Source organism: Enterobacter pseudoroggenkampii, assembly GCF_026420145.1.
Lineage (GTDB): Bacteria > Pseudomonadota > Gammaproteobacteria > Enterobacterales > Enterobacteriaceae > Enterobacter > Enterobacter pseudoroggenkampii.
Genome location: NZ_JAPMLV010000001.1, coordinates 2490738 through 2505734, shown reverse-complemented (window position 1 = coordinate 2505734; position 14997 = coordinate 2490738). Strand labels below are relative to the sequence as shown.

Below are 14997 nucleotides of genomic sequence, written 5' to 3'. Positions count from 1 at the left end.
GGGAGAGGGCTTTTTCTTTACAGGTGCATCAGTTGGCGGAACTCTTTCACCTTGCTGCGGCTCACCGGCACCTGAAAATCCAGATCCTTCAGGCGCAAAATGTAGGTGTTGTTAAACCACGGTTCGATTTCGCGGATCTTGTTTAAATTCACGCAGAACGACCGGTGGCAACGGAAAAAGTGCGACGCAGGCAGCTTGCTGCAAAACTCGGTGATGTTCATCGCCATCACGTAAGATTCCCGCCGCGTATAAACAAACGTCATCTTTTCATGGGCTTCGGCATAGTAGATATCATTGACCGGCGTCACGATGATGCGCTCATCTTTGACCAGATTAATGGTGTCGTTTTCCCGTACCGTTGGGGTGGCGCTAGCGGGGGCGGTCTGCTGCTGCCATGCGGCCTCCAGCTTTTGCAGCATGCTGACAATCCGCGACTCCTGGTAAGGCTTAAGGATATAGTCAAACGCCTCCAGCTCGAAGGCCTCTACGGCGTGCTCTTTCCATGCGGTAACGAAAACAATAAACGGCTTATGGGCAAACTGATTGATGTTTTGCGCCAGCAATACGCCATCCAGCGACGGGATATTTATATCCAGAAAAATGGCGTCGACCCGGTTATGCTGCAAAAACTTCAGCACGTCCAGACCATCATCAAACGTACCCACAATCTCCATCTGGCTGTGGGTGTTGATAAGCCAGGTGAGCTCCTGTTGAGCCAGGAATTCATCTTCTACGATGATAACTTTCATGGGTTACTCCACCTGGGGCAACAGTGATGTTGTCGAATGAACGGGAGAACGCTCATTCGGGACGTAAAAAGCAATTTCGGTGCCCGGCTCAAGACGCTGAATATGCAGTCCGTCGCCGTAAAGCAGCTTGACCCGGTGGTGCACGTTCAGCAGGCCGATTTTATTCCCGGGCATCTCGTTAGACTCCACGCGCTCAATGACTTTTGGGTCAATCCCGTGGCCGGTATCGCGCACGGCAATGCGTACCCGGTTACCGCTTTCGGTGATGCTGATGGTGACCACCCCTTTGCCTTTACAGGGCTGAATGCCGTGAACAATCGCGTTTTCGACCAGCGGCTGGATAAGCAGGCTCGGAATCACGCAGTTGACCTCTTCATCAATATCGTAAATGACCGTGAGCTTGTCACCAAAGCGCGCCTGTTCAATGGCGATGTAGTCCTTGATCTGATACAGCTCTTTTTTGATGTCGATCTGCTCGTCATCTTTCAGCTCGATGTTGTAGCGCAGATAGCGGGACAGGTTAAAAATCAGCTGGCGCGCGGTGTCCGGATTAAGACGAATGGACGAGGAGATCGCGTTCAGCGCGTTAAACAGGAAATGGGGATTGATTTTGCTCTGCAGCGCGCGCAGCTCTGCCTTATTTGCCATCTCACGCAGCTGTTCTGCACGGGAGACTTCCAGCTGAGTGGAGATAATCTGCGACAGGCCAATCGCCATCTCCTGCAGGGAGGAGGTGATCTGATGCGCGTGACAGTAATAAATTTTCAGCGTGCCCGTCACGACGCCTTTCTCCCACAGCGGGATCACCAGCATGGAGTGGATTTCCGGCGTTCTGTGGGCTTCGTCATTGTTTTTAATAATGATTTTACCGTAATTGATCGCCTGTCTGGTGGTCGGGCTGATGGTGTCATCATTATCGCGATAGTTGTGTTCCCCGACGCCAACGTAGGCCAGCACGTGGTCAATATTGGTGATGGCGACGGCGTCTGCGTGGATGTCGTGGCGGATAATCTCGCAGACCTGACGCAACGATTCCGCGTTAACGTGGCGGAAAAGCGGCAGCGTTTTGTTGGCGATATCCAGCGCCAGCTTGGCCTGACGGGCGGCGCTGGCCTCTTTTTCCCCTTCAACGCTTTGCACCAGCAGCACGATAAAACCGATGCACACGCTGCCCAGGATCATCGGAATCCCGATTTTCGAAACGATATCCAGCCCTAGGGCGGTGGTGGGGGCCCAGACGACGACCAGGATCATAGTCAGCGTTTCGCACACCATGCCTGCGACGATCCCGGCGCGCCAGCGCTGTTTTTTCGGGATTTTGCGGCTGATCCAGCCGGAGAGCATCCCGGCGATAATGCTGGTAATAAAGCAGGGCACCGCCGTTACGCCGCCGATATCAATCAGGTAGCGATGGGTTCCGGCAATCACGCCGGTGATAACGCCCACCCACGGGCCAAACAAAATTCCGCCGGACATCACGGCGATAATGCGCACGTTAACAAGCGAGCCCTCTACCGGCACGCCTGACCAGGTGCTGAACAGGGCGAACAGCGAAAAGATGGCGGTAACGGCCAGCAGCTCTTTTGGCGAGTGGGCGGATTTGTGCAACAGCTCGCGAAACAGGCGAATGCGGATGAGGAAGAACAGGCAAATCAGCATTAATGCCGCACGGTCAAAAACCGCCAGCAGCATAGTGAATATTTCGTGCACGAGTAGACCTGGGAAAACGGGAAAGAACCATGATAAAAAACCTGGCGCGTATTGACCAGCTATCCGTCAGGTTTATCAAATGAGGAAAAACCATGATTCTTAAAGGGGATTGTCCGGCGGTAACGACACGGCCTGATTTTTTATAGCCAGCGCATCGTCAGGTAACTGTTTTGATATCATCCTGTTAAATAACGGCTATCAGAAAGCCAACCCTGAAACAGGGGCTTCCGCTTTTTGGCACTGCCGGGTTCCGGTTTTCAGGCGATCGCTTTTTTTTCATTTCCCTCTCGACAGCATGATTTTTTTCAGGTTATTTTCTAAGCATGCCACATCGGTGGCAGCGTCGCTCGGACGGTCCGGGCGCTAACGTTAATCTGAGGAATCTATGGCTGAATTCAGTCCTGAACGCCGTTTTACGCGTATCGATCGTCTCCCCCCTTATGTTTTCAATATCACTGCTGAACTGAAAATGGCTGCGCGTCGGCGCGGCGAAGATATTATTGATTTCAGCATGGGTAACCCTGACGGCCCAACGCCACCGCATATTGTTGAGAAGCTCTGTACGGTTGCCCAGCGCCCGGATACGCACGGCTACTCAACGTCTCGTGGTATTCCCAGATTACGTCGCGCGATCTCGCGCTGGTATCAGGATCGCTATCAGGTTGATATCGATCCGGAAAGTGAAGCGATTGTCACCATCGGCTCGAAAGAGGGGCTGGCACACCTGATGCTGGCCACGCTGGATCATGGCGATACGGTGCTGGTGCCTAATCCAAGCTATCCGATCCACATCTACGGCGCGGTGATTGCCGGGGCGCAGGTTCGTTCCGTTCCGCTGGTGGAAGGTGTCGATTTCTTTAACGAACTGGAACGTGCGATTCGTGAAAGCTACCCGAAACCGAAGATGATGATCCTTGGTTTCCCGTCGAACCCAACGGCCCAGTGCGTGGAGCTCGATTTCTTCGAGAAAGTCGTCGCCCTGGCTAAACGTTATGACGTGCTGGTGGTTCATGATTTAGCCTACGCTGACATCGTCTATGACGGCTGGAAAGCGCCTTCCATCATGCAGGTTCCGGGCGCGCGTGACGTGGCGGTCGAGTTCTTTACGCTGTCAAAAAGCTACAACATGGCAGGCTGGCGTATTGGCTTTATGGTGGGTAACAAAACGCTGGTGAGCGCACTGGCGCGCATTAAGAGTTACCACGACTATGGTACCTTCACGCCGCTACAGGTCGCGGCTATCGCTGCCCTGGAAGGCGACCAGCAGTGCGTTCACGAGATTGCCGCCCAGTATAAGCGCCGCCGTGACGTGCTGGTAAAGGGCTTGCATGAAGCGGGCTGGATGGTGGAAATGCCGAAGGCGTCTATGTACGTCTGGGCAAAAATTCCGGAGCCGTACGCGGCGATGGGATCGCTGGAGTTTGCCAAAAAACTGCTGCAGGATGCGAAGGTGTGCGTATCACCGGGCATTGGCTTTGGTGATTACGGCGACACCCACGTGCGATTTGCACTGATTGAAAACAGCGATCGTATCCGTCAGGCGGTGAGGGGCATCAAGAGTATGTTCCGGGCCGACGGCCTTCTTTCGTCGAAGAGCGTGGCTGAACATCCCGCGTCGACATGACATAAAAAAACAGGAGCCGATGGCTCCTGTTTTTTTGACTGCATGTTCTTCACTAGATCATCAGGGCAAAGGTTCCGGCCCAGACTAAAACAATCACCGAAATGCCCATAAAGAAATATTTCACGTTTCATCGCTCCGCGTATCTTGTGGTACGCATTTAAAAACAGAGTCCACCTGATTATAGAGAACTGAAATCCGGTCAAAACGGAAATGAGAATTTTCCCGTTACGCCGTTAACTCCAGTTCAGAATTCTGTGCTTTCCTGTTGCCAGACGGCGCTAATGTACGCCTAAAAATGAGGGGTGACAAGAGGCATTTTTTTAAATAATTTCCGTCACTTACGAGTGTCGTGGAACGGCGACAGTTTGATTTCGCATCGCAATAAATTCACTTTGGGCGACGCAACGAAAGAGGGCTTCTCAACGGGATGACAGGTGATTGAAAAGGTTAGTTTCTTAGCGAAACTAACCTTCCTGAAAGACTTAAATATAGAGAGAGGCTTCGCCAAGAGGGCGGGTTTTGAAACGGCGATGCATCCACAGATACTGCTCTGGCGCACGCATGATTTCAGTTTCGATGACTTTATTGATAAACGCTGCGGCTTCGCACTCGTTTTCCGGATAGTTAGCCATTTCAGGGGAGATGTGCAGACGATAGCCTGACTTATCTGCTTTTCTCACCATCGTTACGGTCAGCATGGAAGCGCCCGACAGACGCGAAATGACAAAGGTGCCGTTAGTCGTCGCAACGTCTTTCACCGCAAAGAAGGGCGCAAAGCTGCTGCCTTTACGTCCATAATCCTGATCGGGTGCAAACCAGACGGCTTCACCTTTCTTCAGAGCACCGACCATACCGCGCAGGTTATTACGGCTGATCATCGCCTTATTGGAACGCATGCGGCCACGCGTTTGGACCCACTCCATCAGCGCACTGTTGTGGGGTCGATAGGTCGCCATCATTGGCTGGCAAAGGCCCATCACGCGGCCACCCAGTTCCAGCGACATAAAGTGAACGCCGACGACCATCACGCCGCGTTTTTGCATCTGCGCGCGTTTAAGGTTATCCAGTCCTTCTACATCAAACCACTTACGGACACGCTCATCCGGCCAGAACCAGGCCATGCCGGTTTCAAGCAGCGCCATGCCGATAGACTTAAAGTTTTCAGCGATGAGCTTCTCGCGCTCTTCGGCATTGTACTGCGGAAAGCAAAGCTCAATATTTTTCCGTGCGATGGATTCGCGACGTTTCAGGAAAACGCGGGAAGCGCTGCCCAGTTTCGACCCCAGCAAACGCAGTACAGGGTACGGAAGTTGAACCAGCAGCCAGAGAACGCCAAGACCAAACCATGTAAACCAGTAACGCGGGTGTAAAAACGCGCGTTGAAATTTGGATTGAGACAAAATAGTGAAACCTATGTGAAGCCTGTAAAGGTAGCGCAGAGTTTGCGATACGACGTGCCGATAAGACCGTTCTTCAAGGTGATGGTTGCAGGCTTTACCGAACTTTACGGCGTTGCCTGGCCACTGCTGATTTGGGCGGGCGGCGTAATGTAGCACCGTTATACGATATGTGCTATTACTCGTTTTTGATTAAAAAAGCGGCAGTTCGGAAGGTGATTGATTTTACAGATTTTATAATCACTCGCATGCAAGAGTATGCCGTCTGCCCTATCCGGGAAGAGAGAGCATCTTCTGATGAGGGTGTGTGGATAAAAGAGCAGCGTATTTATTCGTGACCGATTACGCACTTGTGAAGTTTATTTATCGCTTCAACATTCGCGAATAGGAAAATTCCATGTGAAAATTCTCATGTATTATTTATGCAACCAATAATTCAGTTTGTATCCATTACTGAAAAGCATTCTGTTTTTATTGCGCTGCAATAATACATTGCCCTCAATTCATGATTTTTGGTCTCAACATTTTGATGCAAATCAATATAACGTATTTTTCCTGGTGTCTATCTGTATGCGATCACTTTTTCGATACAAATATTCGGTTTGCATACCAAAAGCAGTGTCTTTTTCTGAGATGGCAGAGTAATTCGCCATAATGTTTTAGTGGAAAATTCTTAAGAAATTTCTTATCTCAGATAAAAGATCTGTGTATTTGATTTTTATTCGATTATTATTCTATTATTGCGCATCAAGAACGATACCGTGAAGTTGGCATACCAAAACAAAAAGGGGTGATGAGATGGCTGACAGTTTTCAGAATGAGGTGCCTAAGGCACGTATTAACCTGAAGCTTGATCTGCATACTGGCGGGGCAAGCAAGAAAATGGAATTGCCATTGAAATTACTGGTTACAGGTGATTTCAGTAATGGGCGGGAGTCTTCTTCAATATCTGAGCGTGAAAAAGTTAACATCACGAAAAATAATTTCGATAGCGTTCTTTCCGAATATTCCCCAAAAGTTAATCTGGCCGTTAAAAATACGCTGTCTGACGATGGTGGTGAGGACAACATTCAGCTGACTTTCCAGAGCATGAAAGATTTCACGCCAGAGCAGGTGGCAGCCCAAATTCCACAGCTGAAGGCGATGCTGGCGATGCGCAACTTGCTCCGCGATCTGAAAGCCAACCTGCTGGATAACCAGACTTTCCGAAAAGAGCTGGAGAAAATCGTTCTTGACCAGTCACTTAGTGCTGAGTTGCGAAATGAACTATCCGCACTGGCTTCAAAAAAACCTTAACCATCATGCTGTTTTAACGGATTAATCAAGGAATGCTCATGTCTGTACAAAATAATACTGCTGGCGGGGAAAGCGTGGTGCTGGAACGCCCTGGTGTGGGTGGGGTATACGCCTCACTGTTTGAGAAAATCAATCTGAACCCTGTCTCCGAGCTGAGCGCGCTGGATATCTGGCAAGATGCGCAGGCGATGTCGGATGCGACCGCTGACGAGCGTCTCACCGCAGGTATGCAGGTCTTTCTGGAATGCCTGACCAAGGCAGGCTCGAAAGTCGAAAAACTGGATAAAAGCCTGATCGATCACCACATCGCTGAGCTCGATTACCAGATAAGCCGCCAGCTCGACGCCGTTATGCACCATGAAGAGTTTCAGGCGGTTGAGAGCCTGTGGCGCGGCGTGAAGTCGCTGGTTGATAAAACGGATTTTCGCCAGAACGTGAAAATTGAGCTGTTGAGCATGTCTAAAGAAGACCTGCGCCAGGACTTTGAAGACAGCCCGGAAATCATCCAGAGTGGTCTGTATAAACACGCCTACATTGATGAATATGATACCCCGGGCGGCGAGCCGATTGCGGCGCTGATTTCCGCTTATGAGTTCGATGCTTCAGCTCAGGATGTCGCTCTGCTGCGCAACATCTCTAAAGTATCCGCGGCTGCACATATGCCGTTTATCGGCTCGGCAGGCCCAAAATTCTTCCTCAAGGAGTCAATGGAAGACGTCGCGGCGATTAAAGATATTGGTAACTATTTTGACCGCGCAGAGTACATCAAGTGGAAATCGTTCCGCGATACGGACGACGCTCGCTACATCGGTCTGGTGATGCCCCGCGTACTGGGTCGTTTACCGTATGGCCCGGATACCGTTCCGGTTCGCAGCTTCAACTATGTTGAAGAAGTCAAAGGTCCGGATCACGACAAATACCTGTGGACGAATGCGTCGTTTGCCTTCGCGTCCAACATGGTGCGTAGCTTTATCAATAATGGCTGGTGCGTACAAATCCGTGGCCCACAGGCCGGCGGTGCGGTTCAGGATCTGCCTATCCATCTTTATGACCTGGGTACCGGCAATCAGGTAAAAATCCCGTCTGAGGTCATGATCCCTGAAACGCGTGAGTTCGAGTTCGCGAATCTGGGCTTTATTCCTTTGTCCTACTATAAAAACCGCGACTACGCCTGCTTCTTCTCAGCCAACTCCGCCCAGAAACCGGCGCTGTATGATACCGCAGATGCAACGGCCAACAGCCGCATCAACGCCCGCCTGCCGTACATCTTCCTGCTGTCGCGTATCGCCCACTACCTGAAGCTGATTCAGCGCGAGAACATCGGTACCACCAAGGATCGCCGACTTCTGGAGCTGGAGCTGAACACCTGGGTCCGCAGTCTGGTGACCGAAATGACCGATCCGGGCGACGAACTGCAGGCATCTCATCCGCTGCGTGATGCAAAAGTGGTGGTGGAAGATATTGAGGATAACCCGGGCTTCTTCCGCGTGAAGTTGTATGCGATCCCGCACTTCCAGGTGGAAGGGATGGACGTAAACCTGTCGCTGGTTTCCCAGATGCCGAAAGCGAAATCGTAAGGCGAGGGGTGATCAGGGATGAAAATTTACCGCCCACTTTGGGAGGATGGGGCCGCTCTGGCCCCGCAACAGTTCCAGCAGCAGGTCCGCTGGAGTGAGCACGTTGCCAGCATGGTCGCCCGGATGGGTATTTCTCATCCCTGGGGCGTGGTTGCGGCAGAATTTGATGATGCTGCACTTGCGCTCTCGCGTCTGAATGCCATCCGTCTGGTCGTAAGTTTCCAGGATGGCACGATTGTTGATACGGATCTGGCGGATAATATTCCGCCGGTCTGTGATTTGTCTGCCGCAAACGGCTCAGAGGCTGTTGAGGTGGTTGCCGCATTGCCACTGCTGAGCGCCAGTGGTGGCAACCTCGATAACGGACAGGACAGTGAACGCCCGCGTCGCTGGAAAGCCGAACGTGTGGTGGTGCAGGAACTGGCTGGTCATGAAAGCGGGGAGTTGGCCATTTTGCGTCATGCGCTGACCCTGCGTTTGTCCAGCCAGGAAAATACGGCATACCTGACCTGTCCGGTGACCCGCCTGGTGCGTAATGCTCAGGGGCAGTGGAGCCGGGACCCGGCTTTCATTCCGCCGATGCTTTCCCTTTCTGCAAGCCCGTCGCTGGCCACCGAACTGGGTGACCTGCTGGTTCGTCTGCAGGCCCGCCGCCGTCGCCTGATGGCTATGCGCCGTGAAAGCAATGAGCGGATGGCAGACTTTGCTGTCGCGGATGTCTCCCTGTTCTGGCTGCTGAATGCGCTGAACAGCGCCGAGCCGGTGTTAACGGAACTTCTGCAGACGCCCGATCGTCACCCGGAACTCCTGTACCGCGAACTGACTCGTCTTGCCGGCAGCCTGCTGACATTCTCCCTGGAACATGACGCCGGGGACATTCCTGCTTATCAGCACGATGCACCGGAACGGGTATTCCCGCCTTTGCTGGCATTGCTGGACAAGCTCTTTGAAGCGAGCCTGCCGTCGCGGGTCGTAAGAATCCACCTCGAGCATCAGGACCAGATCTGGAAAGGTGCCCTGCACGACGCGCGTCTGCGCGAAGGGGCGGACTTCTACCTCTCAGTACGTTCTTCCATGCCGAACCATGAGCTTCAGACAAAATTCCCGCAGTTGTGTAAAGCGGGCAGCTTTGATGATGTTTCGGATGTGGTGAATGTAGCGCTGAGTGGGATGCTGATTAAGCCTTTGACGCATGTTCCGGCCGCTATCCCGTTGCGCCTTGAGAATCAGTATTTCTCGCTGGATCTGAGCAGTGAGGCGGCTCGCGCCATGCTTGAGATGGGCTGTTGCACCTTCTATACCCCGCGCTCGCTGGGGGATGTTGATCTCGAACTCTTTGCGGTGCTGCGTACATGAATAAATCTGAACTCAGCCAGATAGAACGTATTTTCTACCCGGGCTGGCTGATGGCCAGCCAGATACGGGGCGGTCAGGAAGTCCGTGACGGGGAAGGGCTATACCGGAGGGCCTGCCGTCTGGTGCAAGAGGCGAAAGCGGCGCTCACTGAGGCTGGTTACAGCGACATCAGCCGTGACCATATGGTGTATACCGCTGGTAAATTTCCTCTGGTTACGCTGGCTGTAGGCATTACGCTGATGCTGGCTGGCTGTGGACTTACTCAGAGTGTTACGGACGGCACTGTCGCCGTGACTAAATCGATTTTTTATAAGCAGGTGAAGATCCTGCATCTCGATATTCGTGCCCGTGAAGCCGTGAACAGCAATGCTGGAGGTGTCGCTCTGTCGACGGTGGTGCGTATTTATCAGCTTAAAGACCGCAAAACCTTTGACAGCACGGATTACCCGTCATTGTTTAAAGACGACAGCCAGGCCGTCAAGGCAGACCTCGTGGCGGAGAAAGATATAAGGCTGCAGCCGGGGGGGGCGGTAACGGTTGATATGCCAATGGAAAAAGATGCGCAGTACGTGGCAGTGGCCGGGATGTTTATGTCACCTGACCAGGAGAACAACAGCTGGCGTGTAGTATTGAGCCGCGATGAGCTTGATCCGGAGAAGGCCCGGGTGATTGATGCGGGCAGCAATCGACTGACTCTGCAGGCGCTGAAAGATGAGTGAGTCATCCCGTCCTTCACTGTATGAAACACTTTATGGCAACTTCACCGGCGGCCTCGACCTGCATCAGGTCAGCGAGCAGAACCAGGTCATTTTGTCCGTGCTCGATAACATGCAGCGTATCCTCAACTGTCGTGCCGGCACGCTGGCGCATTTGCCTGACTACGGCCTGCCGGATATGACCAAAATCCTGCAGGGCATGCCGGGAACGGCCCATGAGCTGATGGGCACATTGTCTGCCGTCCTGCTCAAATATGAACCACGCCTGAAAAAAATAACCGTTGTCCTGCTGGAACAGAACGTCCCCGGTGAACTGCGCTATGCCATTGACGCTGAACTTAAAGGGAGTGGCCTGGTGCGCTACGGGACTGAATTTATGCCCGAAGGACGGGTCCTGTTAAGGCATCTCAGACAACAGCAGTATCTCGACGCCACTCTTCGTATATAAGGTCCGATAACATCATGTCTGTAAAATTACAGTTCCTGAAGAAGTTGCAGGCACGCCAACCTGCACCTGTTCCTGCCATCAGCAAGAGTCAGGCTGATATTGCAGAGTTTCGCCAGCGAATGGCCCAGCTTCAGGAGCAAATGGACGCGTGGCTGACGGATACGGGACTGAATGTGGAGCCACTGACAGTATCCGTTCCGGATCTGCTGGTGGAGGGCGGGGCTTTTGAGATTTCCGGTATCGTTTTGCGCTATGACAGCCGGGCGGTCAAATTTATGCCGATCTTTCTGTATGGGCTGGGCGTCGCAGGTTGTGTCGAGATAACTTTCTGTTCCGGGGACAAGGTGATTTCTCAAGGACGCCTGTTCATGAGGGTGGGGAACGCAAATGGCTGGATCTTTACTCCCCCTGATACCTCATCCCGGTCCGGACAACTATTTGATGAAGGTGTATTTTTCGGTCTGATTTTAGCGCTGCTGCCATAGCGATATTTATGAGTCATTGCACTTTTAAACGCAAAATAGCCCCTCACATCAACTGACGAAATTAACCACACGGATATGCAGGCCCTCCAGGATGACCACACATATAACGTTAAAAACCGGCGGTGACCCGCGCACGCTGCCAGATTACGCCGCCCTCCGCGATGAGCTCAGCAAGCTGACGCATCCTGCTCGCCCGGATGTGAACTGGCAATATGTCGAAAAACGCTGCCTCTCTCTGTTTGAACAAAACGGTGTGGAGTTGCAGACTGCGGCCTGGTACACCCTTGCCCGGACTCACCTGTCTGGATTGACTGGTCTGAACGAAGGGCTGGCGATTCTGGAAGCCCTGATTAGCCATCAGTGGGACGTTTTCTGGCCGAAGACGTTACATACTCGTCTGGAGATCCTTACCGGCCTGAGCCAGCGACTGCAGCAGCGCATGCGTATGCTTCCACTCAACAACAGCCATCTTAGTGAGCTTTATCGTGCTGAAGCGTTGCTTACCCGGCTGAGTGCGGTACTCCAGCGCCTTGAACTGAAACACCTAAGCCAGTTCGATACGTTACGAACAATGATACGTTCGAATGCTGAACGGCTGGAAAGCAGTAATGACGCATCAGATCAGAATGCACGCATGATGCCCGGTTGCGAAATACCTCAGGAAAGGGCAGCGCCGGTTGACGAAGTGAAATGGGTCTATGTTGTGCAGCCGGAGAATCAGCCTGATGCAGACGGGCTTACGACAGCGCACGGGGCGGTCAGACCATGGAAGCCCTTTGTCGCCGGGATGTGTTCTATGCTGGTGGTCTGCGTCGCCGTAGCGTGGGGAAGGGGCTTTCTGTCCAGACCCGATCCCTTAACGACGCAGGCTATTGCCTCGCTGGCATCGTTACCAGAAGTGCTTACCCCTGTTCAGCAAGAGGCGTTAGCACAGCGAGGCACTTTACCGCCCACGTTTATTACAGAAACGCAGCAGCAGCTTGCCCGACTGGAGAAGCTGCCTCCTGACTGGAATATTTCCTACAGCCTTCAGCTGTTAGCACAACTCCAGACATTGCAGCCGGAGGAAGCGAAGCCGCTCGCCGTGCAGTGGCAGCTAAAATTTAGCGCGGCAGCGTTGCCTGTTGATGCCATGAACAGCTGGTATCAGGGAATGATGAAGCTTCAGCAACTGAGCCATCGGCTGAGTAGTCTGGATGAGCAAAAGGGAAAATATATCACTGTGAGTGAGCTTAAATCGGTGGTTTTTTCGACTATACAGTCATTTAACCAAACAATACCGGCTGAAGAACAACTCAGACGCCTGTCACAGCATCCAACAGGAGGTGTGCTTCCTGAAGCCGAAAAGACCCAGCTGGAGTTGCGTCTTAAACAGCTGGCAACGCGTTACGCTCAAATAAAACGGGATTCTTCTTCGCAGTGAATTCTGGCGGTGGACAGGTGAATGTGCTTGAAAAAGCGTGGAGGTCAAAGTGTCCCCTGCAGGAATCGAACCTGCAACTAGCCCTTAGGAGGGGCTCGTTATATCCATTTAACTAAGGGGACGAGGCGGCACGAGTATAGCCTTATTTACACTGTGCGTTAAGCGCATCGCCGCCTGACTGCTCAAAGAGTCACCATTCAGGTCGGTTTTTTTGTCGATTTATCATCATTTTCCCGTGCCTTAAGCTCGGCTTTGCGTTTGTTCGACATGTCGTTACGGATTTGAGCATGGCTTAACAGCGCGAAGATAAACGTTCCGCCGCAGATGTTACCCGCCAGCGTCGGAAGGGCGAACGGCCAGAAAAAATCGCTCCAGTGAAGCGTACCGTTGAAGACCAGATACAGTATTTCAACGGTACCGACCACAATATGTGTGGTATCAGCCAGTGCAATCAGCCAGGTCATCAATATAATCACCACAATTTTGGCGCTTCCTGCTGAAGGAAACATCCAGACCATTGTGGCAATGATCCAGCCGGAGATGATGGCATTCGAGAACATCTCCACCGGCGTGTTTTTCATCACATCCATGCCGATTTTCACAAACGCGTCCCGGGTGGGTTCATCAAAGATCGGCATATATTCGAACGCCCAGGCCGCGATGCCCGTGCCGATGATATTACCCAGCAGGACGACGCTCCACAGACGCATCAATAAACCGAAGTTGCCGAGGGTGGGGTTTTGCATCACCGGCAGAACGGCGGTTACCGTGTTCTCGGTAAACAACTGCTGTCGGGCCATGATGACAATAATAAAGCCGAAGGTATAGCCGAGATTCTCGAGTAAAAATCCGCCGGGTACACCCTCCAGCTGCACATGAAATATCCCTTTCGCAAGCAGAGATGCGCCCATTGAGAGTCCGGCAGCGATGGCTGACCAGAAGAGGGCCATCGCGTCGCGCTCCATCTCCTTTTCACCGTCCTGGCGGATATGTTCGTGGATGGCCATCGCGCGGGAGGGGAGGCGATCTTCATCAATTTCTATCTTCTCGCCCCGCGCTTTCTCCTCGCTTTCAATTTCAAGTTCCTCACTGTTCTCGCCAATTTTTTCTTCGCCCACGTCTTTCATATTTGCTCCCGGAGGTTGATCTTTTTGTTAAGCGTAGCGGCTTTTATCGGAATGCCTGTGGGGATGCTCTTAAATTAGCGGCAATGGCAACAAAGGTGATACATCTCTTTCAAAAGACATTATAAAATTGCCAGCGAAACGAATTCCAAAAGCCAGGCTATGCTGAGATCAGAGTCACGGTGGTTACTGCCCGTAATTGTGCTCATAGACATCGGTAAACGTGCTGTTACAATCGCTTGCACGTTTACAGACGGAGCGTCAACGGCTCCGTTACGGATGGCAATCAACGATAGCCATACTGAACAGGGAGATATTTATGAAACTTCGGCTGTCGGCGCTTGCGCTGGGCGCGACTATGCTTGTGGGCTGCGCCAGCTCCGGTGAGCAAACGGGACGCTCCGATCCTCTCGAAGGATTTAACCGCTCAATGTATAGCTTCAACTACAACGTGCTGGACCCGTATGTGGTTCGCCCGGTGGCAGTAGCATGGCGCGATTATGTTCCACAGCCCGCGCGTAACGGATTAAGTAACTTTACCAGCAACCTCGAAGAGCCTGCGGTAATGGTGAACTATTTCCTGCAGGGCGATCCGTATCAGGGGATGGTGCACTTTACTCGCTTCTTCCTGAACTCCATTCTGGGGATGGGCGGCTTTATTGATGTCGCAGGTATGGCGAACCCGAAACTGCAGCGTGAACAGCCGCACCGTTTTGGTAGTACGCTGGGGCATTATGGCGTCGGTTACGGCCCTTACGTTCATCTGCCGTTCTATGGCAGCTTCACCGTGCGTGATGACGGCGGCGATATGGTCGATACGCTGTATCCGGTTCTGTCGTGGCTGACCTGGCCGCTTTCTGTGGGTAAATGGACGGTGGAAGGGATTGAAACCCGTGCGCAACTGCTCGACTCTGATGGTCTGCTGCGCCAGTCTTCTGACCCGTACATTATGGTGCGTGAAGCGTACTTCCAGAATCATGACTTTATCGCCAACGGCGGTAAGCTGAAGCCGGAAGAGAATCCAAACGCGAAGGCTATCGAAAACGAACTAAAAGATATCGATTCACAGTAAATAAAAAAGGTGAGCAATGC

15 protein-coding genes and 1 tRNA gene are annotated in these 14997 nt (G+C 52.4%); 10 read left to right on the top strand and 6 right to left on the bottom strand.

Annotated features, from left to right (window positions below; genetic code table 11):
* Positions 1-17: 17 nt before the first annotated feature.
* Together OTG14_RS12210 and OTG14_RS12205 are read right to left on the bottom strand one after the other, a co-directional pair.
* Complete coding sequence (locus OTG14_RS12210) at positions 18-749, bottom strand: LytR/AlgR family response regulator transcription factor (RefSeq protein ID WP_024907632.1); 732 nt, start codon at positions 747-749, stop codon at positions 18-20.
* Between the two features lie 3 nt (positions 750-752).
* On the bottom strand, positions 753-2459 hold the full coding sequence (locus OTG14_RS12205; RefSeq protein WP_267215125.1) for a LytS/YhcK type 5TM receptor domain-containing protein: 1707 nt from the start codon (positions 2457-2459) through the stop codon (positions 753-755).
* Between the two features lie 385 nt (positions 2460-2844).
* Between OTG14_RS12205 and alaC the strand changes: the two genes are divergently transcribed.
* Positions 2845-4083 carry an alanine transaminase gene (gene alaC, locus OTG14_RS12200; protein WP_045909388.1) on the top strand — a complete coding sequence of 413 codons (1239 nt, stop codon included), beginning with the start codon at positions 2845-2847 and terminating at the stop codon, positions 4081-4083.
* 52 nt (positions 4084-4135) lie between these two features.
* Here the strand turns inward: alaC and ypdK are convergent, their stop codons facing one another.
* Both ypdK and lpxP read right to left on the bottom strand, forming a co-directional pair.
* Entirely contained in the window at positions 4136-4207 is a 72-nt protein-coding gene (ypdK, locus tag OTG14_RS23745) for a membrane protein YpdK (protein ID WP_099458937.1), read from the bottom strand.
* Between the two features lie 358 nt (positions 4208-4565).
* Positions 4566-5486 (bottom strand): kdo(2)-lipid IV(A) palmitoleoyltransferase, encoded by a 921-nt coding sequence (gene lpxP / locus OTG14_RS12190; protein ID WP_024907634.1) that lies wholly within the window; start codon positions 5484-5486, stop codon positions 4566-4568.
* Between the two features lie 12 nt (positions 5487-5498).
* Between lpxP and OTG14_RS12185 the strand changes: the two genes are divergently transcribed.
* The 8 genes from OTG14_RS12185 (at position 5499) to OTG14_RS12150 (ending at position 12781) form a co-directional block, all read left to right on the top strand.
* On the top strand, positions 5499-5636 hold the full coding sequence (locus OTG14_RS12185) for a hypothetical protein (protein WP_159427010.1): 138 nt from the start codon (positions 5499-5501) through the stop codon (positions 5634-5636).
* A gap of 642 nt (positions 5637-6278) precedes the next feature.
* A complete protein-coding gene (gene tssB / locus OTG14_RS12180) occupies positions 6279-6776 on the top strand; it encodes a type VI secretion system contractile sheath small subunit (RefSeq protein WP_090420038.1) in 498 nt (165 codons plus the stop codon).
* 32 nt (positions 6777-6808) lie between these two features.
* A complete protein-coding gene (gene tssC, locus OTG14_RS12175; protein WP_032646678.1) occupies positions 6809-8353 on the top strand; it encodes a type VI secretion system contractile sheath large subunit in 1545 nt (514 codons plus the stop codon).
* A gap of 18 nt (positions 8354-8371) precedes the next feature.
* The gene (gene tssK / locus OTG14_RS12170) at positions 8372-9709 is read left to right on the top strand and encodes a type VI secretion system baseplate subunit TssK (RefSeq protein WP_090420035.1); all 1338 of its coding nucleotides are present in this window, start codon (positions 8372-8374) and stop codon (positions 9707-9709) included.
* Between the two features lie 182 nt (positions 9710-9891).
* Positions 9892-10428 (top strand): type VI secretion system lipoprotein TssJ, encoded by a 537-nt coding sequence (tssJ, locus tag OTG14_RS12165; protein ID WP_267215214.1) that lies wholly within the window; start codon positions 9892-9894, stop codon positions 10426-10428.
* Complete coding sequence (tssE, locus tag OTG14_RS12160; protein ID WP_267215124.1) at positions 10421-10873, top strand: type VI secretion system baseplate subunit TssE; 453 nt, start codon at positions 10421-10423, stop codon at positions 10871-10873. The genes tssJ and tssE overlap by 8 nt, the downstream gene beginning before the upstream one ends.
* 14 nt (positions 10874-10887) lie before the next feature.
* Positions 10888-11358, top strand: a complete 471-nt coding sequence (locus OTG14_RS12155) for a hypothetical protein (RefSeq protein ID WP_024907654.1) — start codon at positions 10888-10890, stop codon at positions 11356-11358.
* 91 nt (positions 11359-11449) lie between these two features.
* Positions 11450-12781: a VasL domain-containing protein gene (locus OTG14_RS12150; RefSeq protein WP_248165288.1), complete on the top strand. Its 1332-nt coding sequence runs from the start codon at positions 11450-11452 to the stop codon at positions 12779-12781.
* 50 nt (positions 12782-12831) lie between these two features.
* Here the strand turns inward: OTG14_RS12150 and OTG14_RS12145 are convergent.
* Both OTG14_RS12145 and OTG14_RS12140 read right to left on the bottom strand, forming a co-directional pair.
* Positions 12832-12903 (bottom strand) — tRNA-Arg (locus OTG14_RS12145).
* A 75-nt stretch (positions 12904-12978) separates the two neighbouring features.
* The gene (locus tag OTG14_RS12140) at positions 12979-13908 is read right to left on the bottom strand and encodes a formate/nitrite transporter family protein (RefSeq protein ID WP_048992644.1); all 930 of its coding nucleotides are present in this window, start codon (positions 13906-13908) and stop codon (positions 12979-12981) included.
* Positions 13909-14224: 316 nt separating this feature from the next.
* Between OTG14_RS12140 and mlaA the strand changes: the two genes are divergently transcribed.
* On the top strand, positions 14225-14977 hold the full coding sequence (gene mlaA, locus OTG14_RS12135) for a phospholipid-binding lipoprotein MlaA (RefSeq protein ID WP_024907657.1): 753 nt from the start codon (positions 14225-14227) through the stop codon (positions 14975-14977).
* The last annotated feature ends 20 nt before the right edge of the window (positions 14978-14997 follow it).